This is a genomic window from Halosolutus sp. DAT137, assembly GCF_059736405.1.
Window position 1 is genome coordinate 772,378 of sequence record NZ_JCAQID010000001.1, and the last position, 21,345, is coordinate 793,722.

The following is a 21,345-nucleotide window of genomic DNA, read 5'->3' on the forward strand; positions in this document are numbered from 1 at the left end:
CAATATTCCGCCGATCGTCGGATTCACGCGCGGCGTGAACGCCGGGATTCTTTCCCTGAAGAAAGAGAGTTCTGTCCGACGATATCACTGCATCGCTTTGACCCAGCCCGGCACCGAGGCCATCCCCTCCTTGTCTTCCCAACCGTTTTCGCGGAGGTAGGTCTCGAGATCGGTGAACTCGAAACCGAAGCGGTCTTCCAGACCGTCGATGTCGGCGCTGTAGCCGACCTCGTTGAACCACTCGCACATCACGGTGAACTCTTCGCCAAAGGAGTCGTAGGCGTCTTCGATCGGAACGTGGACGGGTTCGACCTCACGGCCGGTCACGTTGGAGAGGACGTCGGCCGTCTCGGCTAGGGTCTTCTCATCGCCCGCGAGTTCGATGCGCTCGCCGACGTACTCGTCGGGATTTTCGAACGCGACGGCAACAGCGTGGCCGACGTCCTGCGTGTCGATCATCTGCAGGGAGACACCCTCCTCGAGGGGCAGTGCAATCTGGCCGTTTTCGACGACGTCTTCCGCGAAGGCCTCGAAATTCTGGAAGAAAAACACCGGGCCGAGCACCGTCAACGGCAGATCGAGTTGCTGGGCGTACCGGTCGATCTCCCAGGCGGAGTCAAAGTGCGGAACGCCGGTGTCTTTTTCGTGGCTCCCGACGCCGCTAAAGACGAACTGGTCGACGCCCGCCTCGGCCGCGACGTCGGCGAGATTCTTACCCTGTTGGACCTGCGTCTCGTAGCCCTGCGTCCAGAAGTTCGTTACCGCGAAGACGGCGTCGACGTCCGCGACGTGGGGCGCGAGCGACTCCTCATCGTTCAGGTCGCCTTCGACCATCGTTACGCCGCGATCGGCGAGTTCCTGTGCCCGCTCACCGGAGCTGTCGCGCGTCAGCCCGTAGATATCGAACTCGGTCTCGGAGGCGAGCAGGTGATCGATCACTGCACCGCCCTGGTTTCCGGTCGCGCCGGTGACGAGGATGCTCTCGACCATATTAGTTCGCCTCCGTGAGGACTGCGGACGTGGTCGGGGTCGATACCGTCGGGATCGTCGCGTCGGTAGCTGATTGCATTACGTTATCTGGTTCGATCTGTAACCTATATATCTGTTTGGTGACAAGAGTGCAACCACGTTACACCGACGTAATCGGTTCGCCGTCCGTATCGGTCGTGGTTTCTCCGGTGTCCGCTTCGTCGTCGGTCGACTCCGTTTGGAAGCCGGCCGTCGCCTGTTCGACCTCGAGATCCGCCTTCTCGGCGTAGGCAAGGGTGTAGTAATCTCGCTCGTCGATCGTCGCCGGGTCGTCGGTAACGATCGTCTCCCCCTGTTCCATGAACAGCCGTCGGCCGTAGGTCACGTCGTAGCCGGCTTCGACGAGTCCCTTGTGGGTCGCTGGTGCGTCGGTAACCTTGAACAGAATCATTCGATCGGGACCAGTCGGACTCACACCGTTTGCGACCTCGCGAAGGGAGAGTCCCGCACCGGCCTCGATTTCGACTCCCATCGCGGTCGCGAACGCGGTGACGGCGCTCACGCCGGGGATGATCTCGAGTTCCACGTCCGGATGGAAGGCATCGATCGTCCGGCGCAAGTGACCAAAGGTCGAGTAGACGTTCGGATCGCCAAGCGTGACGAACGCGACGTCGCCGTCGCGTGCGTTCGGCGCGATTTCGGCGGCAGCGGCCTTCCACGCGCGTCGAAGCTTCTCCTCGTCTTTCGTCATCGGGAACTCCAGATCACCGATTTTCGATTCGTCGACGTGTTCGAGCGCGACGGATCGCGAGAGGCGGCCGGGCGAGTAGACCACGTCCGCGTTCTCGAGGACCCGTTTTCCACGGACGGTCACGAGGTCCGCCTCGCCGGGACCGAGACCGACGCCGTAGAGAGTCATCGCTTCGCCCCTCCAGAATCGTCCGCCGCGAGGTTCTGTTCGGTCCTCTCGAGTCGCTTCGCGTACCGTTCCAGGGCGGTCACTTGCCCCGCTCGCGGTGCCGTATCGATCGTGACGGTCCCGGTACAGGAGGCAACCTCCGCGAAGTCGTCGTCTCCGGGCGGTGCGCGTTTCGACTGGACGACGGCGCGGACCTCCGACCTGGTCGGACCGGTCGCCACATCGTGTAGTAACGCGGTGGGTGGCATCACCCGTGGGAACGGCACCCTCCCGTAAAACAATTTTTTGAGTCGAGCAAGTTCGATTGCGGGCTAGCCCCGCGTCGACTCGACAGCAACGTCGAACTTGTCGCGCCACCGGTACCGACGACCGCCCCAGACGAACGATCGACGGAGCAATCCGTACACCAAGAGCGGGAGGGCCGCAAGGACGACCGGATACCCCATCAGGAACGTCCACCGGCGGATGTCGAAGGCGGCGTAGACGCCCGCCATCGCGAGCGTTACCAGCGCCAGCGACGGAAGCGGGAACAGAATACACCCGGCAGCCAGCACTGCACCAACGGCAGCCTGAACGGCCAATCCTGCCGGGTCGTGGTGGCGAACGATTTGCGTGAATCGGACCTGATTTTCGAGAGTTTCGCGGAACGAGCCGCCGATCTCGACCGTTCGCGTGCGCTTTTCGGTCGTGACGTCAGTGTACTCCACGAGGAGGCCGTCATCGCTTACCGTCCGACGTAAGTCTGCGAGAAACGCCGCCTCGTCGTCGAGATCTCCACGCTCGAAAATCACGGAGCCGCCCCACGGAATATTCGCGAGATAAACGGCGAACGTCCCGCTGATGGCGTGAGTCGGTTCGAACACCGTTGCGAGTGGATCCTGTCCGACGAAAACCGGCAGTTCGGACGTCGGGCCCTGTCGATCGTAGTCGGCGCGCAACCTGGAGAGCCAGTCCGGTGGGTGGTGGTAGTCGTCGTCCGACCAGACGATCCGTTCGGTTTCCGCCGCTTCCATCCCGGCCGCGATCGCGTTCGCCTTCCCGGAGCAACCCTCGGGTTCGCCCGCGACGACCAGTCGGACGCCGTCGGGATACTCGTCGACGCGATCGGCAACCGACGGAACTGCGGTGTCACAGACGATGAGGAGTTCGTCGCCGGGCTGAAGTTGGGCACCGATCTCTTCGCAGACGTCGGTCCAGCCCGTCGTCGGTAGAATGACGCTCACCGACCTGTGGCCAGTCATACGTATATTTATTGGCAGAACAACATAAAATGTGAGCATTCGATCGACAGCGCCGCGACTCAACCGTCGATCGACTCGAGGAACCGATCGAACGCGCCGCTTTCGGGGTGGACGTGGGCGTAGGTGCCGAGCGACTCGTACTCGGTGAGACCGTCGTGGTCGCCATCGATGCCGTCGCCTCGATCCGTCTCGAAGGCGAACCGCACATCCCCGTCGACGTCGGCGCTGGAGTAGTGGAACTCGTGGCCGCGGATCGACTCGCCGGCACGGGCGGTCAGCGTGTCGCTGGTCGCCGCAAGTTCGACGTGATCGAGCGCCTGGTAGCGATCGTGCATCGTCACGTCCGCCGGCAAAATACCTGCCATCTCGCTGCGATCGCCCTCGGCCGTCGTCAGCGACTGGCTCATCGCCATCAGCCCCCCACACTCACCGAAGACGGCCAGCCCCTCACTCGCGCGCCTGCCGAGTTCCGAGAGCGTCCCCGCCGACGCCAGTTCCGTCGCGTGCAGTTCGGGGTAGCCGCCGGGAAGGTAGACCCCGTCGCAGTCGGGAACGGGGTCGCCCGCGACCGGCGAGAACGTGACGAGATCGGCACGCTTGCGAACGCGCTCGATCGTCGCCGGATACCGGAAACAAAAGGCCGCGTCACTGGCGACGGCGATCGTGGCGTCGACCGATTCAGCCGACACGACGGGTCGTTCAGGTTCAGGGGCTTCGCTCGCGATCGCGGCGAGTGCCTCGGCCTCGATCGTCTCCGCGGCCGCTCGCAACGCATCCGTGGGCAAGGTCGCCTCAGATCCCATCTCCAGCCCGAGGTGGCGATCGGGGATTTCGAGGTCCTCCGACGGCGGGATTCGGCCGAAAAACTCGAGATCGTCCGGGAGGGCGTCGCGGATACCCTGCTCGTGGCGGCCGCCGTGGGCGCGCTGGGCGACGATCCCTGCAACGTCGATCTCCCGGCCGATCGCGTCCGCGTACTCCTGAAAGCCGAGGGCCGTCGCCGCGACGCTTTCCATCCCCGCCTTGGCGTCGACGACGAGCACGACCGGAACGTCGAGCGCCTCCGCGATCATCGCGGTACTCGAGCCGTCGCCATCGTAGAGACCCATCACGCCCTCGACGATGCAGATATCGCCCTCGCCACGGTGGTAGTTCCGCCGGAGGCCGTCCTCGCCTTCGAGCCACAGATCGAGGGTGCGCGAGGGGTGACCCGCGATCGCCTCGTGGTGGCCCGGATCGATGAAGTCGGGACCGGCTTTCGCGGGCTGGACCGCGTAGCCCACGTCTTGGAGTGCCTGGACGATCGAAAGCATCGCGACCGTCTTGCCGACGCCGGAGCCAACGCCTCCGAGGACGATCCCCTTCATCGGTCTCGCCCCCGCGGAGCAGGCCGGCCGGAGCCCGGCTCGCCTCTCCCGAATGCGGTGATCGAACTGCCCATCATCATTATCGTTGCGTTACCACAAGTAGACTTGAACCCGTCGGTACGATCGATCGCGGTCGACGCCCCACCAACGCGTTTACCCGTTTCAGTCGCGTACCAGCGTCTTCGATCGTCATGACCGAAGCATCCACCCACGAGACCGAGTACCATCTCCGGAAAGCGCTTCGGCACCTCGGCACGGCCCAGGAGAACGGTGATCTCAGAAAGACCAACGCCGTCGCGATCGAAGAAGTATCCCGGACGATCGCGACGGTCCTCGACGAACACGTCCGCGACGAGTAGCGACGCGTCAGTCCACATTCGTCTCGTATCAGTTCCGACTCGCTGCAATCGCATCGACGAACGCTCTCAGACGCGATCAGTTTCCGGAACAGCATTCGGGTTCGTCGGGGACGACTAGCCGGGCGCTGGGGGTGCCATAGAAGTTTTCTCACAGCGTGATGACGGTACGTCCCGGATTGTCTCCGCGTTCGTAGTTAGCGATAGCGACAACGAGACGCAGACACAGCGCTGGGGATACCTGTGCTCGTGCATGGACGCGGCCTCGGGCGTGGGTGCGCCCGAGGCCGCAGTCGCGACTGCGTCGTTGGTTCGTTCGACGCGCGAGTTAGAAGCCGACGACTCAGGACAGTAGCGACACCCCTTTTCGGAATCGAGACCTCGGTGTCAGCGTTTCGTCGATCGCGTCGAACCCGGCGAACAGAACATTACGATTAGCGCCGACGCCGTCCGGAACCTCGGAACCGTTCGGTAGAACCGCTCGATTCGAGCTGTCGTTAGCGCCCAGGGGTGTCATAAAACGCTTCTCATACTTTTTCGCGACTACTCAGCGAACAGTAAGGACAGGTGGGCGATGTATCACAATACAATATGACCCATACGTCAACTGGCAAAAACGGCGTGCAAGATTCAGAGGATATGTTGCTCACTCGTCAAGCGTAATTGGGAACAGACTCTAGCTGGTTATGGTCGGCTGTATCACGGTACAAAGAGGACACTGTCGAACCAAAAACGCCATGTTGAAAGATCAATGATTAGATCCTATGACTGACGGACGGAAGAACATGACATCAGGTGTTACAAACCGAATCCGTCCTAATCGTAGACGCTTTCTACAGGCCGCAGTCGGAATATTCGGGTTGAGTTCAATTTCTAACGCGGAGTCTCAGCCTGCACAGGGAGTTACGGGGACGACAGAGGATAACGAGGGCGGGTGGCCGATGTTCGGATACGATTCGACCAATACGGCCTCGGTGACAGGGGGATCAGGCCCGAAAAAGTTACAAGAGACTTGGCGTTACGACACTCGATTTGAGATTGACTCGTCGCCGGTGGTCGCAGAAGGAACGCTATATGTCGGGAGTGACGATCGGCATCTATATGCGATAGATAGTTCGACTGGTGAACTGGAATGGGCGTTCGAAACCGAGGAGGAAGTAGGCCGGTCTACTCCCGCAGTGAGTGATGGAGTTGTCTTTTTTCATGCTATGCGCGAGGCACTGTATGCCTTTGACGCGAATACAGGTGACAAACTCTGGTCTGTCGGGTCACGGTGGCCGGGGAGTTCGGTCACCGTGAAAGATGGGACAGTCTACTATGGACACCATCATACCCTGTTTGCGAGGGACGCGAACAACGGTGATCAGCAATGGGAATTTTCTGCTGATGGACGGGTGATGGGTTCCCCTGCGGTCTCAGATAGTACGGTGTATTTCGGAACGAGTACAGGGAATACAGTTCACGCGGTAAATACTGCAACAGGAGAAGAAAAGTGGCGGTTCGAACCTTTTGATTCCGTGTGGAGTTCACCCGCAGTGTACGAGGATACTGTATTCGTTGGAAGTGACGATAGCCATCTATACGCACTCGATGCCGAAGACGGTACAGAACAGTGGCGATTTGAAACTGAAGGAACGAACGTCCGATCCTCACCCGCAGTTGCCGATGGAACAGTATACTTTGTTGGTTCGAGGAAATTGTACGCAGTAGATAGCAGTACTGGAACACAGAAGTGGGCGTTTGAGGAGTTACACGCGCTAAATTCGTCCCCTGCCATTGTAGGAGATGTGGTTTATGTGGGCGGAGGCGGCGATGGTATCGTTTATGCAGTTGAAACAGATACTGGTGACAAAATTGCTACTTTCGAGACAGGAGGCACTATATGGAACTCCTCCCCCGCAGTGACTTCAAAAAAAGTTTTCATCGGTAGTTATGACTATTCGATCTACGCCCTTTCAAACAAACACACCTACGAAATCCGGAATCTCGACACCCCGGCTGAAGTTATTCAGGGTGAAGATATCTCGGTTACAGTTGGTATTAAAAACACCGGAATACGAACAGGGAGTCAAGACGTTGTTTTTGAAGTTGATGGGGCACGAGAAAATGTAACGACAGAAGAAGTAGGAAGTGGTGAAGCAGGAGACCTGACTTTCTCATACGAAACGGATAGAGACGATTCCCCATCAGTCACCGTTTCTATCGCTACCGAAGACGACGAAGTCAGTACCGAGGTAAGAGTGTCTGAAGCGGAGGATGCAGTAGACGAAAATGATGAGGATAGCGATTCAACATCGGAAGAGGAGGAAGACGATTTCGAGAATAAAGAGGGACCCGACAATCCAGACGACAAAGTGGCTACGGGCGATTCGAACGACGAGCTTCCGGGGTTCGGTGTCGGTACAGGACTCGCCGGCCTCGGCGGCACGGGATACCTACTAAAACGCCGACTTCTTGATAACGAGACACGAACCGGCTGATAATTAAAGCGCGCGAATATAGTACAAGATTCGGCTCAATTTGCGACAGTGGTGATCGCTCAGTACAGGTGAAGTGGGTAACGGAGCGGCGACTGATTTATTTGGGAGATAGCAGAAACTGCGTGCTGAATACAGAGGATAGATTGATCAACAGTTGAACTGGCTTCCTATTCGGGTGTGATACGCTGAGTCCGTAGCCATTGACGGGTTTGCTTAATCAGGAATGAGAGATTCGGTTGGCGACCGCTTTTCGGAGTTATGCTTTGATTGCTACCGTTTGGAGATACTCATTCTCGACGATTGCGGTCCCATCAGTCGTGCGATTGTATCGACTCATGATGGTATTGAGATCGTCCAAGAGGCTCTCTTGGTCGACAGGATCGATCTCCTCAAGTGCTCGAATCGTCGGACCGAAATATGTGCTGAAGGCCCTGTTGAAATCCTTAGTGAGTTACAGATTCAGCCGGTAGTTTGAGTAGATGCAGACCCTCCCAAAGTCTCGGTTGCTCCGATTTGTCGAGGAAGCATTTCAGTTAGCCCAACGTGCTGTAGCTCGATACTCATCGAAGTTCTCGAAACAACGCTACTCGCTCCATCAGCACATCGTTCTCCTCTGTCTCAAAGTTCGGAAGAACACAACGTATCGTACACTCCTCGACGAACTCATCGAGATGCCCCGCATTCGGAGTGCGATCAACCTCACTGAACTACCTGCGCCGTCTACGCTATGCAAGGCGTTCGACAGGCTCGATATGGCTGTCTGGCGAGTGCTGCTCAATCTCTCTGTTTCACTGCTCCCGACTACCGGTATTGCGGGGATCGACGCCTCGGGGTTTGACCGAAGTCACGCCTCAAAACACTACACGAAACGAGCCAAACTCACGATTCAACAACTCAAAGTAACACTGCTAGTCGATTCCAAAGTGAACGCAGTCCTTGATTTACACGTGACGACGACACGAAAACACGATAGCCAGATCGCTCCGTCGTTGATCAAACGCAACCCCGAGACTATCGACATCCTGCTCGGGGACAAAGGCTACGACGACCAGAAAATCAGACGGCTTGCCCGTCAACACGAGACTCGTCCACTAATAAAGCATCGTGAGTTTGCATCGCTTCACAAGGCATGGAACGCACGCTTAGACGCCGACCTCTACGGCCAACGGAGTCAATCAGAGACAGTCAACTCAACGCTCAAGCGGAAGTACGGCGCGTTCGTCCGTTCACGACGCTGGTGGAAACAGTTCCGTGAACTCGCTCTTGTGTGTACCGTCCACAATCTTGACCAAGCAATCTAACGACCAATACAGAGGCAGTGGGAAACGATATCCGGACAGTCAGGCGTCCGGGGACGGTAGCCGTCCTGAGCCTGTTATAATTAGCCATAGCCTTTAGAGCTGGAAACCCACGGGACAGACGATGGCTACTGAGGCGACGTTCACGGTTCCGTCAGACCAGTTCCCCTTGGGAACAGTGTTCAACCAACTGCCGAACGTAACGGTCGAGCTGGAGCGAATTATCCCCGCGGGGGACGTGGTGATCCCCCACTTCTGGGTACGGGGAACCGAAGTCACCGACATCGAGAGCGCGTTCACCGAGCACCCGGGCGTGATGGAGATTCGGCTCGTTGACTCCGTCGAGGACGAGTACCTGTTGCGCGTCCAGTGGACGCTGGACTACCACGACGTGCTCACCGTACTGACGGAGACAGCGGTGCCACTCATTAAGGCCATCGGCACAAATCAGCAATGGACGTTCGAAATCCGCGGCAACAGTAGAAGCGAGGTCGCAGACTTTCAACGACGCTGTCGAGAGCTGGACATCCCGATCACGCTGACGGAGCTACACGCGCTCACACCGGTTGAGACGACAACTGAAGCCGCCCTCACCGACACCCAGCAAGAAGCACTAGAACTCGCTTACGAGCGCGGCTACTTCGAGTCCCCGCGGCAAGTTACGTTGGAAGAACTCGGCGAGGAACTCGGCATTTCACAGCAGGCCGTTGGTTCCCGGCTCCGGGGTGGGATCAACCACGTCCTCGGGAGTACGCTCTCGGCTGTCGCAGTCCAATCCTGATCGGCTGTGTAAAAAAGCGGTTTGTGCATGAAAAAGTCAGCGTGATTTTCGTCGAGCGCCTGCACCGCAGATAATGAGGGAGCCATCCACTTCTTTTGACTCGGTACTCGACCTGTGTCAACACCAGCATCGTCGGATCGTCCTTGCAATACTCGCAGAAGAACGGCGGTCGTTGACGCTCAATGACCTCACACAGGCTATCCTCAAGTACAATCATCAGACACCAATTACAGAGGCGTCTGAGGATGTGATAGTAGAGATTCGTCTCTCACTTCAACACGTACACCTCCCGAAGGTAGCCGCAGAAGGGCTCATCACCAATTATCCAGACCAACAGCTCGTGGAACCGACCGAACAGTTCGAGCAGGTACAGCCGACCGTGTCTACGATCATCGAAGCTGATCCCACACTCGAACCGCCAATAGAACTATAGTGTCGACCCACTGCTTTCCTTTCTCGTCGATATCTTCGTCTGGTGGCAGCTCAGCTCATTGAGGGAATAACGACGACGAACAATATGCACGTGTAGTGAACGGATAGTTCAGTTCAGATAGAAAAGGAACGCCATACGAATCATTCTACGACACTCTTGCTAGCGCCACTTGCTTTCGATCGACGTTCGATACCGGAGTCCGATCACGGACGTGTTCGCGATCGCCTGGATGGTCTCGGGATCGAACTCGCCGCGGGCGTCGTCGATGCTCTGTTCGGATTCGACCAGATGGGTCAGCACAGCGTCGAGGACGACTGACATCGGCGGGTCGTCGTACTCGTCTGCGGCGACGATCGCGCTGGCGCGGTCGAGCTTTCGCTGCCGTTCGTCGGTGAGTTTCGGACTGGTTCGCTTGGTCATACTCGAACAGGTGTATGCACGGAGGGTCGGTTCGCGTCGCTCGCGGGTGAACGATCCGTTGTTTGTTAAGTAGGCGGGTCCGACCGTCGCGGCGATCGGCGCGGCGGCCGGGGCGATCGGCTCCGATTTGATGTACCTCGCGAGCCCATAGCCCACGGCAGGGTGCATACATCGAGGCCTTCGAATACATCTGCGCGCAATCCCCAGGGGTCGGACCTGAAGACCCGGTTCGACGGTCTTGTAGGCGTCGAGTAGGTCGTCAGGTGGTGCGACGGCCGGGATGTTCCGATCGGTGATCCGTTCGACGGAGTCCTTCGGATAGCGAACGACGCCGTAGACCGCCGCGTCGTCGAACGGTTCGTAGCTCGGAAGCCGCCCGAAGTATGTCGTGTGGACGGTCAGTGCTGACCACCGTCCTTGTGGCCTGTTTCCGAATGTAGTTGTCTCGGGCCTTGAATCTCCGAATCATGCTGACACGCAGGTGCGTGCAGTGAACACATGATTTTGCCCGGCCGTAGAGTAAGGCTGCCGGTCGGTAGCTCAGACTGGACAGAGCGCCTGGCGTCGAACCGGGTAGTCGGAGGTTCGAATCCTCCCCGGCCAGTACCGCCCGCAGAGTGGTCACCGGCCGTCACAGCCGGTCACCCACGGTTACCGCAGGATCGACGGTTGTCGGATCGATCACGTGCGACCAGGCGAGTTTGGCGACCTCCCGTTCCGATCGATCGCCATCGACCTCGTACCAGCGGCCGGCCAGGGGTTCGTCGAGGATCGACGCGGGCACGATCGCGCGGGCGACCTGGGGCAGTCCCGGTCGCGGCAGGTAAACCACGATCAGGTACATCCCGGCCGCGTTGAGCAGTTGTTCGTGGGCCGCCCGTTTGACGTAGACTCGGCCGTGAGTCGATCCGCTCCCGTTGCTCGTCTCGAGCTGGCAGTCTCGGATTTCTATCTTCGTCCTGCTATCATCAACCGGAGCGGAGTGCTCAACGTAGCGATCATCGTCGTCGGAATCTTCGGCGGCATCGTCCTGTTTGGGGCGATGGGACTGTTCGTCGGGCCTGTCGTGCTCGGTGGAGCAAAGGTTGTCCTTGACCTCTTTGCTCAAGAACGAGTGGAATCGTCCCCGCTCCCAGGCTTGTGACTCGCTTAATCAAAAGTTCGAGGCGTGTGAAAATGCCGCTACTTCATGAAGAGAGGGGCGTGTTACTAAATACTATGACTGAACACAGTCTCGACGCGCTTCTTCAACTCGTGGCCGATCGACGCCGGCGGCTGGCAATCCACCATTTGCGCCACGAAGCTAACGGTAAAACGATGATCGACGACCTCGTCGATCAATTATACAACGGTGGATCGGATGCCGATGACCGCCCGACCGACCGGAAACAGCTCGCCATCCAATTGTGTCACGCTCACCTACCAAAGTTAGCCGACCACGGCGTCGTTGAATTTGAACCCGAAAACGGGGCCATCTGGTATCAGCCCGACGAGCAAGTCGAGACAGTACTGGACTCACTGCCCGATGAACTGTCCATAGCCAGCTCGTAAACATTCACGACGTATCGAGGAAGCGTGCCTGGAATCGGCCACCCGCTTCTTACAGCGTAATTCTCAGTCCCTCACGAAGCATCCACATCCAACTATGTCTGAGGTTTGCGTTCTGCGTCATGTCTTAGCGTTGTGATTCGCGGAGGATCAGCGGCTCGATGGCAAGTGTCCGTTTTGCTATGGTGACGATGCGAAGGACGTACGAGACGAACAGCATGAATGGAACGAGCGTCACCGCAAACGCACCGCCCACGACGAGGATGATGTGATCGAAACCAAGTGTGCTTCCCGGGAACGTCCCCGCACCGACGATTGCGACCATGATACCCGCAACGGCCAATGCTGGGACGGCAGCATAGAGAATCATCTGAGACAAGTTGATGAGTGCCCATTGGAAGTACAGCGTCTTGATGTGTTCGCGCGCCGGAGCAAACAGAGACAGCGCTGTTTTGAGGTCGTCAAGCAAGCCGTGTTCTTCCTCAGTGAGGCTCTCTTCGTATTCGTTCGCGAGACGTTCAACTTGGAATATTTTCCAGCTATAGTTGAAATTTAGTGCAGCGAATAACACATCGAACGAGCCGAACTGCGCACCCTCAAGTTGGTCACGTACCGTGTCGGCGTTCCCAGTGACGCTTTCAGTGAATTCATCGACCTCTTCTCGGAGGTTCTCGTCATCATTCTTGCCAATAGACTCTCGAAGAGCGGTCGTCCGTTGTGCCGTGATTCCGATGATCTGCCGGAGGAATTCGGATGGGTCGGCAGGACTCGGAGACCCGATTAATTCTTCAGTAAAGCCCCGAAAATCCATTGAACTAGCCATACGCTCACGTTGATCGCCGAGCGGGCCGTTCTCCTGGGAGAGGACGAGCTGACCGATCGTAACGACGAGTGTCGTCCCAGTCACGATGACCGTGATCATCGTCGAGAACATCGTGTCGATCATGTCGCCGGACGCAATTTGCTGTGAAAACGGTGGATCGAGGACAGCGACGGCGATCACGAATGCGACGAACACGGCACTGGTCAGGACACTGGAAACGAGAAGGCGGTTCGCGCGCAGCAGCAACCAGAGTTTTATCCGACTCTCGCCCGAGCGCTCACGCATCGTGTTGGCCGTACTGATGTCGGTCTCGTCAGTCATACTGGCTCACTCGATTGGGCAGGTCGCTTGAAAACAAGGTACTTGGTGCCGCCTCCCTCGTAGTCGATCGTTTCCACAAACTCCCAGCCCTCTGCACCGAGTTGATTTAACTCTACTTTCGGATCCTCTGCTTCTTTTTTGCTCTCATCGCGCGGCGGGCGAAGCGTCTCGTACTCCCAGTGGGTCGCTTCTGATTCGGACATCACTCCTAATAGGTACTGCAGCCCTCTATATCCCGTTCCACTACCGAGATGGTACATTATACGGAGAACGGATTTATCGGTCCGTCTCTTTCCAGTCGTCCGGATCACCCTCACGGAATTCACCCTTAGCATGGCGCTCGCGGGGCCAAAAAGTGACGCCCAGCAGTACGACGTAGAACACACCCACAACGGCAATCACAACAATCCCGGGGAGACGGGCGATTCCAGCGGCTGTCAGCCAGTCTTGGCGCGGCGCGAACGCTGTAATCCTGAAGACCCACGCGACCAAGAGGACACTGAGCAGCGCGAGGTAGACACGCCGGAGCCGGTTTGCAAGTGCTTCGTAGAACGAGACTTTCAGCGTCGGCCTGCGATAGTCCCTGCTCAGTTCCGCTCGCCAGTCGTGACTTTCAGTGCCTTGTGACGGATCGAGGGCGTTTGCGAATAAGTTCTCTTGGATGACTCGAGCACGAGAGCGAAAGACATCGTAATCCCGGTACCGCCGTGCTTCGATGCCCAGAAATATGGTGACGACAACGATCCCGATTAGCAAGATATAGTGTGGGTTGTCGGTACTCGAAAACCCCCACGTCAAGATTGCTGCCATCAGCGTCACCGCCCACGTCGTCGTCTCGTCGAGGCGCTGCCGCCACGTCCCCACTCGGTCTATCTCTCCGCGATAGGCGTGGGCCATCACCGAACCGAGTCCCGTACTGTCGTCAACCATTTCGCGGCCGATCTCCCGTTGATCTGGTGCTGTTGGGTCGAACTCGTCGCTACCCGAATCGGTCATAAAGGATAGACACCTCCTCGCTCCATAAGCAGTGATGATGACGGCGTAATCTGAGTGCTAGTACTGGAGAACATCGAACAGTACGCAGGTGTAGTGAGCGAGTAGATCACCGGTTTCGACGTGAAACAAACGGAGTCGTTGTGCTAAACTCATCCTCTAAGTCCTGCACGCCGATTTCAACAGATTTGTGATCTACTACACTGGAAAGTATGAGGCTCAACGCTTATCCCTATCAGTCCACTGCTGGATCGTCGATATCTCTTTCGTGGACCCATACCGTCGAAATTCGGGTCCCCTCGACGCTCGTTACCTCAACGGCGAGACCGTCGATCTCTACGCGGTCGCCAGGTTCTGGCGCGCGGTTGAGTCGTCCCAGCACCAGCCCACCGATCGTTTCGACCGCTTCGCTATCGAAGTCGCCATCGAGGGCGTCGGAAACTTTCGACAATGGGACTCCGCCGTCGATGTCGTACCCTTCATCGTCCCGCGGGCGTATCGAATGTTCGCGCTCATCGAGGTCGAACCCGTCTCGAAGGTCTCCGACGAGGGCCTCAACGATGTCTTCGACCGTCGCAATCCCCTCGAACGCCCCCCACTCGTCGATGACTGCGGCCATCTGCTGGCGATCCTCCCTGAATTGTATCAGGAGATCGCTAATTGACATGGTCTCCGGGACGATGAGAATTTCGCGGGCGATATCACCGACTACCTCGGCATCCCCATCGTCCACCTCTGCTCGCAATACGTCCTTGACGTCGACGAATCCGACCACCTGGTCACCGTCGTTGGTATCAAGAACCGGATAGCGCGTGTGTCCGGCCTCTAAGACGGTCGAATGTAGTTCGGAGAGCGTGGCATCCGCCGGAACGCTCACCACGTCCGGCCGTGGGACCATGACCTCCCGCACCACGGTGTCGTCAAGATCGAAGACGCGCTCGATCATCGTCACTTCTGTCATGTCAATGTCCCCGCCCTCGCCGGATCGTGTTAGTACCCGAAGGAGTTCCCGCTCACCGAGTGTCTCATCCGTTTCGGACGCGGGTGGCACACCGAGCGACCGCGTGAACGCGTTGGCTGCCCCGTTGAAGACGACAATTCCCGGATAGAGTATGTAATAGAAGGCCTTCATTGGCGGGGCGAGGAACAGTGAGAGTCGCTCGGTTTGGGCGATTGCGAGCGTCTTCGGCGCGAGTTCACCGAAGACGACGTGGAGAAACGTAATGATACTAAAGCCGATTGCGAAGGCGACGAGATGGATGAGATTTGCGGGGAGAACCGGTTCCAGTACGGGTTCGATGAGTGCCGCCACGGCGGGTTCGCCGACCCATCCCAACCCGAGCGAGGCGATGGTGATACCGAGTTGCGTCGTGGCGAGGTAGTTGTCGAGGTTCGTCATCACTTCTTGGAGCGTTCCCGAGCCGGGCCGCCCCTCCTCAACGAGTTGGTCAACCGCCGTTCCCCGAATCCGAACGAAGGCGAACTCTGCTGCGACAAAAAAGCCGTTGAGCACCACGAGAAACAGCGCTAAGACGATTTGTGCCGCCGAGAGCGCGACGTTTACCATCGGTACTCCCGGATCGTACTGCCGTTCGATTGTAGCGTGTCCATATTCATGCATCTCGTTCCATCGACTAAAACCATCTAATGAATTCGCGGGTGACTGACTGCTGTCAGTAGTGAACTGGTTCTGTGGATATAGAGGCCATCAACTGTCCTCCTCGTTCTGCCGACTGCCTGCGAACATGGGCTCCGTCATTTAGTAGGCGCATCAGTGTCGGGTCCTGCTGAAGAGACGCTCTGTATTCAGCACGACGTTCTTAACAGAACATGGTCAAATTCTGGATCTAGACACCTATACAGAAAGGGACTGACCATCAATCGGCTATTGATTTTCTCTGTTGCCGCCAGTTTGGACGTACGCGAATGCCCGTGGACACCACTCGCCTGCTTGCCCATCGAACGAAAGCAACGGCGCTGCATTCGATCGGACGGCTACCCCGCCGCTGTCGGGCGGTTACACCCTTCGAAAATATGGGCGCTGCAGGCTCCGGTTCGACTGTCGAACGAATCGACCTTTGAGGCGTGAGGCGGCCGAATTCGACCGTATTAAAATCGCCGTTTCTGACAGCTAATCGAGAAGTCTATACTTCCGGTGCAAGATACGGTGCGCGTATCTGGCACGAATGCAGTTCGATGTCCGGAAGAACCATCTCCGAGTAGGGACGATTCTCCACTACTCAGTCATGGAGAGGGACCCACTATTTCGTGAAGTACAGCGGTTTCGCCAGTCGTGGATTTGGGCACTGCTTGGAGGTATCGCGCTTCTCATGCTCGTGTTAGGGCCCATCGCGTGGGGAGGACTCGTCGTCCTCGGCACGTTCGCTGGCCTCGTCTACAGTCTCCGTCTTCAGACCGAAGTGCGAGCCGACGGCATCTATCTCAAAATGTGGCCCCTTCACAGGTCGTTCCGCCGAATATCGTGGTCGGAGATTGAGCGATACGAATCCAAACAGTACGGGCCACTGCGTGAGTTCGGCGGCTGGGGAATCCGCTGGGCACCGGGGAGGATCGCATACAACGTCAGTGGGAATCGGGGGGTCTGGATCGAACGGACAAACGGGCGTGCAGTTCTCGTCGGATCACAACACCCTGAAGAGTTCGTCAAGGCTATAGATGAGGCAGCACAGTAGCAGTCCTAGGTTTGCGTCTTGACCGTAAAGAGTGAACACAAGAATCACCCTACAAAATTACATTCTTCGACACGTACTCCACGTATGAGGCCAGAACACGAGTGGTTCAAGCCCAAGAAACTGAAAGCGTACTTCTACCTCTACGAGGTCCTGACCTTCGTCATTCTTGTTGGTGCTGGAGGGCTCTTCGCTGTACTCGGCGTCCTCGCTGAGGCACCACTGTGGGTCGTAGCGCTCGTCGTTGTCCCCCCACTGGGGGTGTTTGCATTTCTCACCTGGTGGATCCCAGCGTTCTATCGGACGGCCGCCTACCGACTCACCGACGACGAAATTGAGTATCGGCGCGGCGTCTTCTTCCAACAGAAAACAACTGTCCCGTATAACCGGATCACCAACGTCAACGCGTCTCAGGGGCCGATCCAACGACTTGTAGACGCGGGTTCTGTCGGGATTCACACCGCAGGATACGGCGGCCAGATGGGCGCAGAACTCTCCATCAGTGGCGTCAGCGACTACGAGGAACTCAAAGACCAAGTGTTGGCGAAGGTGCGCCGACGGCGTCCAGCAGCTACAGAGAGTGGTGACGAATCTTACGATGACGCACGTCCACCAGCAGGTCGCCAGGCCGATCGGCCACCTGAAGAACTGACTGAACTTCGCCGTATCCGGGAACTCCTCGAACAGCAATTCACGGAGTGAGTATCCGGGACTGCTCCACGAACCGTCGGGAAGTTCAGCATCGAACGAATATATACGCCTTGCTCATACGAACGTCAACCGTATGTCCTCACATCAGAAGAGGCAGAAAAGCCTTTTTCGCCGGATTAGTACCGGGATTGTCGCGGGGACTCTCGTATCGTGTGTGATTCTGATCGCTGTGGATACGGTAAAACCCGCGACTGAAGGCGTTTGTCAGCTACCTCTCTTGCCGGTACGGTTCGCGTCGCCGACGCCCGTCTCAATCCCCAGCAAGAGTAGATGCTACACTGGTGAGTTCAGCGCGCCGAAGTAGACTTGCCAAGCCAGCAGCGACTTCGCCACGAGGCTCAACACGATGTACGCCCGTTCACCGTACAGGTAGTCTTTCCACTTCCAGACCCCGAGATACTGCAACAGCATGTTGATCGCAAAGAGGTTGAAGAGGACAAATAGCGAGATGTAAATGACGATCACGAAGTCCGGTGGGCTGCCGCCAGCGTTGAACGTACCAATAATCGAGACGGCGATGACAATCCACGGGACAACACCGGCGATCGAACCAACGATGAACGAACTCCAGTCGGGTTTCTCAGTCAGACGATTGTGACGCTCCATAACCAGTCCACAAAGATTCATCACTGCAACAAGGCCGAACAGTGCGATCAGCGTGCCCAGATCCCAGACGCCCGCAAGCATGGCGATCAGGACAATCATCACCGACGCGCTGACTGCGTACTCGTACCACCGGTAGGGGTTCATGCCCTGCCCGAGATAGGTGACGTAGCGATCGTAGAGAACCGTTGCGATCAGTACATGAGCGATTGCAGAGATGAAAAGGAACGCAACCGCCAGATACGCCAACTCGATCGTCCCGATCGACTCCATAACGGGTACGAGTTGCTGGCTTTCAGTGTCGAAATCAAGACGCGTCGCGGTGACCGTCCACTCCCGCGAGGAACTCAGATAGAGCATTACCGCGCCCTGGAGGAAGTGTAGAATTCCCATGATAGCGTTGAACCGCCGGAGATTCCAGTCACTCGGGGTTGTTTTTCCCATAGCACGGTTTTCGAAAGCATTTGTAATCGTCTTTTGCCAAGACTTGGAACGAGTAGACCGATACTTGACTTACACCGGAAGTAATCGAGCAGCGAAACCCGTCCACCAACTCACTCCCGATACCCGAGTAACCGAAGCCCGTTCAGCGAAACGAGAACCGTAGAGCCCTCGTGGCCAACGACTGCCAGTGGAAGCGGGATACCTCGGAGGAGAATAGTGCCGACCATGAGTGCAATCGCGCCGAACGCGATGGCGAGATTGACCGTAAGTGTCCGACGCGTCTTCCGCCCCAGTCCTAGGACGTAGGGAATCTTGCTGAGATCGTCGCCCATCAGCACCACATCGGCGGTTTCGAGCGCGACGTCGGTCCCCGCGCCACCCATCGCCACACCGAGGGTCGCTGTGGCGAGCGCCGGTGCGTCGTTGACACCGTCGCCGACCATCGCCACGTTCTCATATCGCTCAACCAAGTCCTCGATAGTCGCCACCTTTTCCTCTGGCAGGAGTTCAGCCTGTACTTCGTCGATGCCGACTTCGTCGGCGATTTGCTGTGCGACGCGCTCGTTGTCGCCTGTCAGCATCACGATGTGCTCAACCCCGAGTGAGCGGAGGTCATCAATCATCTCGGCAGCGCCCGGTCGAACCGTGTCAGTGAACGCGAGCCATCCCAACACGGTGATGTCGCCATCGTACTCTCGGGCGACCAAGACGCTCGTTTTTCCCTCTGACTCTAGTGCTCTGAGTCGGTCTAACCCTGGTTCGAGACCGTCGATTGGTGTGTTACCGACCACGGTCTCGAAGTAACTTCGATTTCCGATGTGGATGCTTCCGTCTTCAACATCGGCTTGGACTCCTTTCCCGGCGACTGACTGAAACCCCTGTGCGCTGGGTACGTTCAATGACTGCTCTTCTGCCGCCGTCACAGTCGCGCGAGCGAGATGATGCTCCGACCGGGCTTGCACCGCGGCTGCAAGTGAGAGCAAATCGTCGTCAGTTATCGCACCGTCATCCACGCCCTCACGGGCGAACACGTCGGTCAGCTGCGTATCGCCCTTCGTGAGCGTTCCAGTCTTGTCGAACGCGACCGCGTCGATATTCGCCGCCGCCTCCACATGCTCACCGCCCTTGAATAGGACGCCCTGCCTGCCGCCGGAAGCAATTGCTGAAAGGACCGCCGCGGGCGTCGAAATGATAACTGCACACGGCGAAGCGGCGACCATCAGCGTCATCGCGCGGTAGAACGTACCGGTGAACTCGCCACCGAGCGCAAGTGGAATCGCAATCGCTGCGATGGTGAGCGCGAACACACCGAGGACGTACGGTTGTTCGAGCCGGTCGATGAGTCGCTGTGTCGGGGCCTTCTCGCCCTGCGCGCGTTCGACCATGTGGATGAGGCGGCTGATCGCCGATTCGTGAGCCTGCCGAGTGACTTCGATTTCGAGACTTCCGCTCTCGTTGATGGTCCCACCGAATACCTCGTCACCGCGTTCCTTCGGAACAGGCACCGACTCACCGGTGAGCGACGCTTGATCGACTGTCCCCTCACCGGACGTGACGACGCCGTCGAGCGGGATTTTGTCGCCGGGCCGGACGACGAACACGTCACCGACGGCGACGTCGTCGATGGGAACCGTCACTTCCTCGCCGTCGCGCAGGACCTGCGCTTCGTCCGGTCGCATCTCAATAAGAGATTTGATCGCCTGACGCGAGCGCCCGATCGCGTAGTGTTGGAGCGTGTTCGACAGCGAGAACAGGAAGAGGAGCATCGCGCCCTCGAACGGGGCCCCGATCGAGAGCGCACCGAGCGCTGCGACGATCATCAACAGGTCGATATCGACGGCGCGGTGGCGGAGCGTCTCGATTGCGCCTTTGAGCCCGTACCAGCCGCCGAAGACGTACGCGACACCGTAGCCGGCCCACATGAGAAGTGGCGGGCCGTTGAGCCACCCCGTCAGGAGACCGGTCACCATGCCGAGCAGCGTCAGACCGACGAACACCGCCTCCCGTTTGAGCTCCGAGCGAGAGGTCATCTCGTCGGGTGCCGTGTCGGGCTCGTCCTGGATCGAGACGTCACGCTCACGGACTGCCTGTCTGAGCGTTTCCTCGGAGGTGACGCTCTCGTCGTAAGTGATCTGAGCACTCCCCGTTCGGAACGAGAGATCAACGTCGTGGACACCAGGTGTCTTCCGGAGGTACCGTTCGAGTGCTCGCGCCCCCGCTTCGCCACGACCGCCTCGTCGTTCGATCTGGACAGTACACGTCGATAACGGGGGTGATTCAGTAACAGTCACGTGCGCTCTCCATACTCCATGTGTTGATTTTGCATTGTCAGTATTTTACTGTATCCTCGTCTGACCGCACGCGAGAGCGTATTTTCGGCCCACTGGAGCGGCCTCCTGTCTGTCTGGTCCGAACCACTCAGCTGATGATCGTCACCGGAATCCGTGCTCGGCGGGTAACTGTCTCGGCGACGCTTCCGAGAATCGCACGATCGATTCCAGATCGGCCGTGGCTTCCCATGACGATTTGATCGATGTCGTGTTCCTTAGCATATTCGACAATCTCTCGCGCCGGCTTGCCGACTTCCGTGACAGTCTTGAGGTCGATATCTTGATCTGCTGCGAGATCCGTGGCTGTCGTAAGAACGGCCGTTGCTCGCTTTTGAGCATTGTCGTGCCAGTCATCTGTGACTGGAAGGCCGCCAGCCTCAACGTCAATAACCGAGTCAATCGGATTGATGACGTACATCGCAGTGATGGTTGCGTTCGGGAAGTTCTCAATCGCATATGTGAGCGCACGCTCGGAGAGGGGTGACCCATCAAACGCGATGAGAACGTTATCAGGCATATTGATAGAGTATGTGGTGGATTGAAATGGGGGTACTGTTCTGGACACGGAGGCTCTGTTGAAATCATCTTCTGTAGGCATATGCCGGCGAGAAACAGCTG

The 21,345-nt window shown here is 57.9% G+C and carries 21 protein-coding genes, 1 tRNA gene and 2 pseudogenes; 9 read left to right on the top strand and 15 right to left on the bottom strand.

The genetic code is table 11. The annotated features are described in order from the left end of the window. Positions 1 to 84 precede the first annotated feature (84 nt). From AC6I6L_RS03785 to AC6I6L_RS03805, 5 genes and pseudogenes are all read right to left on the bottom strand, one after another. The gene (locus AC6I6L_RS03785; protein ID WP_497916378.1) at positions 85 to 990 is read right to left on the bottom strand and encodes an NmrA/HSCARG family protein; all 906 of its coding nucleotides are present in this window, start codon (positions 988 to 990) and stop codon (positions 85 to 87) included. A gap of 139 nt (positions 991 to 1,129) precedes the next feature. Continuing rightward, positions 1,130 to 1,888, bottom strand: a complete 759-nt coding sequence (locus AC6I6L_RS03790) for a cobalt-factor II C(20)-methyltransferase (protein ID WP_497916379.1) — start codon at positions 1,886 to 1,888, stop codon at positions 1,130 to 1,132. 14 nt (positions 1,889 to 1,902) lie between these two features. Further along, positions 1,903 to 2,136, bottom strand: a pseudogene (locus AC6I6L_RS03795) (class I SAM-dependent methyltransferase); the annotation flags it as partial. 63 nt (positions 2,137 to 2,199) lie between these two features. Further along, complete coding sequence (locus AC6I6L_RS03800) at positions 2,200 to 3,129, bottom strand: glycosyltransferase family 2 protein (protein ID WP_497916380.1); 930 nt, start codon at positions 3,127 to 3,129, stop codon at positions 2,200 to 2,202. A gap of 59 nt (positions 3,130 to 3,188) precedes the next feature. Further along, complete coding sequence (locus AC6I6L_RS03805) at positions 3,189 to 4,496, bottom strand: cobyrinic acid a,c-diamide synthase (RefSeq protein WP_497916381.1); 1,308 nt, start codon at positions 4,494 to 4,496, stop codon at positions 3,189 to 3,191. 191 nt (positions 4,497 to 4,687) lie between these two features. On the opposite strand from AC6I6L_RS03805, the gene AC6I6L_RS03810 reads away from it, so the two are divergent. Continuing rightward, complete coding sequence (locus AC6I6L_RS03810; protein WP_497916382.1) at positions 4,688 to 4,855, top strand: hypothetical protein; 168 nt, start codon at positions 4,688 to 4,690, stop codon at positions 4,853 to 4,855. A 148-nt stretch (positions 4,856 to 5,003) separates the two neighbouring features. Here AC6I6L_RS03810 and AC6I6L_RS03815 read toward each other — a convergent pair. Next, positions 5,004 to 5,173, bottom strand: a pseudogene (locus AC6I6L_RS03815) (IS5/IS1182 family transposase); the annotation flags it as partial. 620 nt (positions 5,174 to 5,793) lie between these two features. On the opposite strand from AC6I6L_RS03815, the gene AC6I6L_RS03820 reads away from it, so the two are divergent. The 4 genes from AC6I6L_RS03820 to AC6I6L_RS03835 all read left to right on the top strand — a co-directional run bounded on the left by AC6I6L_RS03820 (position 5,794) and on the right by AC6I6L_RS03835 (position 9,844). Then, a complete protein-coding gene (locus AC6I6L_RS03820; RefSeq protein ID WP_497916843.1) occupies positions 5,794 to 7,332 on the top strand; it encodes an outer membrane protein assembly factor BamB family protein in 1,539 nt (512 codons plus the stop codon). Positions 7,333 to 7,811: 479 nt separating this feature from the next. Next, positions 7,812 to 8,633, top strand: coding sequence for an IS5 family transposase (locus AC6I6L_RS03825; RefSeq protein ID WP_497916383.1), 822 nt, complete (start codon positions 7,812 to 7,814; stop codon positions 8,631 to 8,633). A 121-nt stretch (positions 8,634 to 8,754) separates the two neighbouring features. Further along, a complete protein-coding gene (locus tag AC6I6L_RS03830) occupies positions 8,755 to 9,411 on the top strand; it encodes a helix-turn-helix domain-containing protein (protein WP_497916384.1) in 657 nt (218 codons plus the stop codon). 73 nt (positions 9,412 to 9,484) lie between these two features. Next, positions 9,485 to 9,844 (top strand): DUF7344 domain-containing protein, encoded by a 360-nt coding sequence (locus AC6I6L_RS03835; protein ID WP_497916385.1) that lies wholly within the window; start codon positions 9,485 to 9,487, stop codon positions 9,842 to 9,844. Positions 9,845 to 10,003: 159 nt separating this feature from the next. Here AC6I6L_RS03835 and AC6I6L_RS03840 read toward each other — a convergent pair whose 3' ends face one another. Beyond that, complete coding sequence (locus tag AC6I6L_RS03840) at positions 10,004 to 10,264, bottom strand: DUF7386 family protein (protein WP_497916844.1); 261 nt, start codon at positions 10,262 to 10,264, stop codon at positions 10,004 to 10,006. Positions 10,265 to 10,793: 529 nt separating this feature from the next. Between AC6I6L_RS03840 and AC6I6L_RS03845 the strand changes: the two genes are divergently transcribed. Then, positions 10,794 to 10,868 (top strand) — tRNA-Arg (locus tag AC6I6L_RS03845). Positions 10,869 to 10,895: 27 nt separating this feature from the next. On the opposite strand, the gene AC6I6L_RS03850 is transcribed toward AC6I6L_RS03845, so the two are convergent. Next, a complete protein-coding gene (locus tag AC6I6L_RS03850) occupies positions 10,896 to 11,372 on the bottom strand; it encodes a PD-(D/E)XK family putative nuclease (protein ID WP_497916386.1) in 477 nt (158 codons plus the stop codon). 110 nt (positions 11,373 to 11,482) lie between these two features. On the opposite strand from AC6I6L_RS03850, the gene AC6I6L_RS03855 reads away from it, so the two are divergent. Continuing rightward, a complete protein-coding gene (locus AC6I6L_RS03855; protein WP_497916387.1) occupies positions 11,483 to 11,815 on the top strand; it encodes a DUF7344 domain-containing protein in 333 nt (110 codons plus the stop codon). 124 nt (positions 11,816 to 11,939) lie between these two features. Here AC6I6L_RS03855 and AC6I6L_RS03860 read toward each other — a convergent pair whose 3' ends face one another. From AC6I6L_RS03860 to AC6I6L_RS03875, 4 genes are all read right to left on the bottom strand, one after another. Beyond that, positions 11,940 to 12,956: a DUF7972 family membrane protein gene (locus AC6I6L_RS03860; protein ID WP_497916388.1), complete on the bottom strand. Its 1,017-nt coding sequence runs from the start codon at positions 12,954 to 12,956 to the stop codon at positions 11,940 to 11,942. Further along, positions 12,953 to 13,159, bottom strand: coding sequence for a Sp36 family protein (sp36, locus tag AC6I6L_RS03865; protein WP_497916389.1), 207 nt, complete (start codon positions 13,157 to 13,159; stop codon positions 12,953 to 12,955). Before sp36 ends, AC6I6L_RS03860 begins: the two co-directional genes overlap by 4 nt. 73 nt (positions 13,160 to 13,232) lie before the next feature. Beyond that, positions 13,233 to 13,952, bottom strand: coding sequence for a DUF2270 domain-containing protein (locus AC6I6L_RS03870; protein WP_497916390.1), 720 nt, complete (start codon positions 13,950 to 13,952; stop codon positions 13,233 to 13,235). Between the two features lie 232 nt (positions 13,953 to 14,184). Further along, positions 14,185 to 15,516, bottom strand: coding sequence for a hemolysin family protein (locus AC6I6L_RS03875; protein ID WP_497916391.1), 1,332 nt, complete (start codon positions 15,514 to 15,516; stop codon positions 14,185 to 14,187). A 619-nt stretch (positions 15,517 to 16,135) separates the two neighbouring features. Here AC6I6L_RS03875 and AC6I6L_RS03880 point away from each other — a divergent pair. Both AC6I6L_RS03880 and AC6I6L_RS03885 read left to right on the top strand, forming a co-directional pair. Further along, the gene (locus AC6I6L_RS03880; RefSeq protein WP_497916392.1) at positions 16,136 to 16,642 is read left to right on the top strand and encodes a DUF6141 family protein; all 507 of its coding nucleotides are present in this window, start codon (positions 16,136 to 16,138) and stop codon (positions 16,640 to 16,642) included. Between the two features lie 84 nt (positions 16,643 to 16,726). Beyond that, positions 16,727 to 17,341, top strand: coding sequence for a PH domain-containing protein (locus tag AC6I6L_RS03885; RefSeq protein ID WP_497916393.1), 615 nt, complete (start codon positions 16,727 to 16,729; stop codon positions 17,339 to 17,341). Positions 17,342 to 17,623: 282 nt separating this feature from the next. Here the strand turns inward: AC6I6L_RS03885 and heR are convergent, their stop codons facing one another. The 3 genes from heR to AC6I6L_RS03900 all read right to left on the bottom strand — a co-directional run bounded on the left by heR (position 17,624) and on the right by AC6I6L_RS03900 (position 21,244). Further along, positions 17,624 to 18,397: a heliorhodopsin HeR gene (gene heR / locus AC6I6L_RS03890; RefSeq protein WP_497916394.1), complete on the bottom strand. Its 774-nt coding sequence runs from the start codon at positions 18,395 to 18,397 to the stop codon at positions 17,624 to 17,626. Between the two features lie 110 nt (positions 18,398 to 18,507). Beyond that, entirely contained in the window at positions 18,508 to 20,688 is a 2,181-nt protein-coding gene (locus AC6I6L_RS03895) for a heavy metal translocating P-type ATPase (RefSeq protein ID WP_497916395.1), read from the bottom strand. Positions 20,689 to 20,815: 127 nt separating this feature from the next. Beyond that, entirely contained in the window at positions 20,816 to 21,244 is a 429-nt protein-coding gene (locus AC6I6L_RS03900) for a universal stress protein (protein ID WP_497916845.1), read from the bottom strand. Positions 21,245 to 21,345 lie beyond the last annotated feature (101 nt).

Coding starts and splice junctions, on each gene's coding strand:
- AC6I6L_RS03785 (WP_497916378.1), bottom strand. CDS start 990: ATGGTCGAGAGCATCCTCGTCACCGGCGCGACCGGAAACCAGGGCGGT.
- AC6I6L_RS03790 (WP_497916379.1), bottom strand. CDS start 1,888: ATGACTCTCTACGGCGTCGGTCTCGGTCCCGGCGAGGCGGACCTCGTG.
- AC6I6L_RS03800 (WP_497916380.1), bottom strand. CDS start 3,129: ATGACTGGCCACAGGTCGGTGAGCGTCATTCTACCGACGACGGGCTGG.
- AC6I6L_RS03805 (WP_497916381.1), bottom strand. CDS start 4,496: ATGAAGGGGATCGTCCTCGGAGGCGTTGGCTCCGGCGTCGGCAAGACG.
- AC6I6L_RS03810 (WP_497916382.1), top strand. CDS start 4,688: ATGACCGAAGCATCCACCCACGAGACCGAGTACCATCTCCGGAAAGCG.
- AC6I6L_RS03820 (WP_497916843.1), top strand. CDS start 5,794: ATGTTCGGATACGATTCGACCAATACGGCCTCGGTGACAGGGGGATCA.
- AC6I6L_RS03825 (WP_497916383.1), top strand. CDS start 7,812: ATGCAGACCCTCCCAAAGTCTCGGTTGCTCCGATTTGTCGAGGAAGCA.
- AC6I6L_RS03830 (WP_497916384.1), top strand. CDS start 8,755: ATGGCTACTGAGGCGACGTTCACGGTTCCGTCAGACCAGTTCCCCTTG.
- AC6I6L_RS03835 (WP_497916385.1), top strand. CDS start 9,485: ATGAGGGAGCCATCCACTTCTTTTGACTCGGTACTCGACCTGTGTCAA.
- AC6I6L_RS03840 (WP_497916844.1), bottom strand. CDS start 10,264: ATGACCAAGCGAACCAGTCCGAAACTCACCGACGAACGGCAGCGAAAG.
- AC6I6L_RS03855 (WP_497916387.1), top strand. CDS start 11,483: ATGACTGAACACAGTCTCGACGCGCTTCTTCAACTCGTGGCCGATCGA.
- AC6I6L_RS03860 (WP_497916388.1), bottom strand. CDS start 12,956: ATGACTGACGAGACCGACATCAGTACGGCCAACACGATGCGTGAGCGC.
- sp36 (WP_497916389.1), bottom strand. CDS start 13,159: ATGTCCGAATCAGAAGCGACCCACTGGGAGTACGAGACGCTTCGCCCG.
- AC6I6L_RS03870 (WP_497916390.1), bottom strand. CDS start 13,952: ATGACCGATTCGGGTAGCGACGAGTTCGACCCAACAGCACCAGATCAA.
- AC6I6L_RS03875 (WP_497916391.1), bottom strand. CDS start 15,516: ATGGTAAACGTCGCGCTCTCGGCGGCACAAATCGTCTTAGCGCTGTTT.
- AC6I6L_RS03880 (WP_497916392.1), top strand. CDS start 16,136: ATGCAGTTCGATGTCCGGAAGAACCATCTCCGAGTAGGGACGATTCTC.
- AC6I6L_RS03885 (WP_497916393.1), top strand. CDS start 16,727: ATGAGGCCAGAACACGAGTGGTTCAAGCCCAAGAAACTGAAAGCGTAC.
- heR (WP_497916394.1), bottom strand. CDS start 18,397: ATGGGAAAAACAACCCCGAGTGACTGGAATCTCCGGCGGTTCAACGCT.
- AC6I6L_RS03900 (WP_497916845.1), bottom strand. CDS start 21,244: ATGCCTGATAACGTTCTCATCGCGTTTGATGGGTCACCCCTCTCCGAG.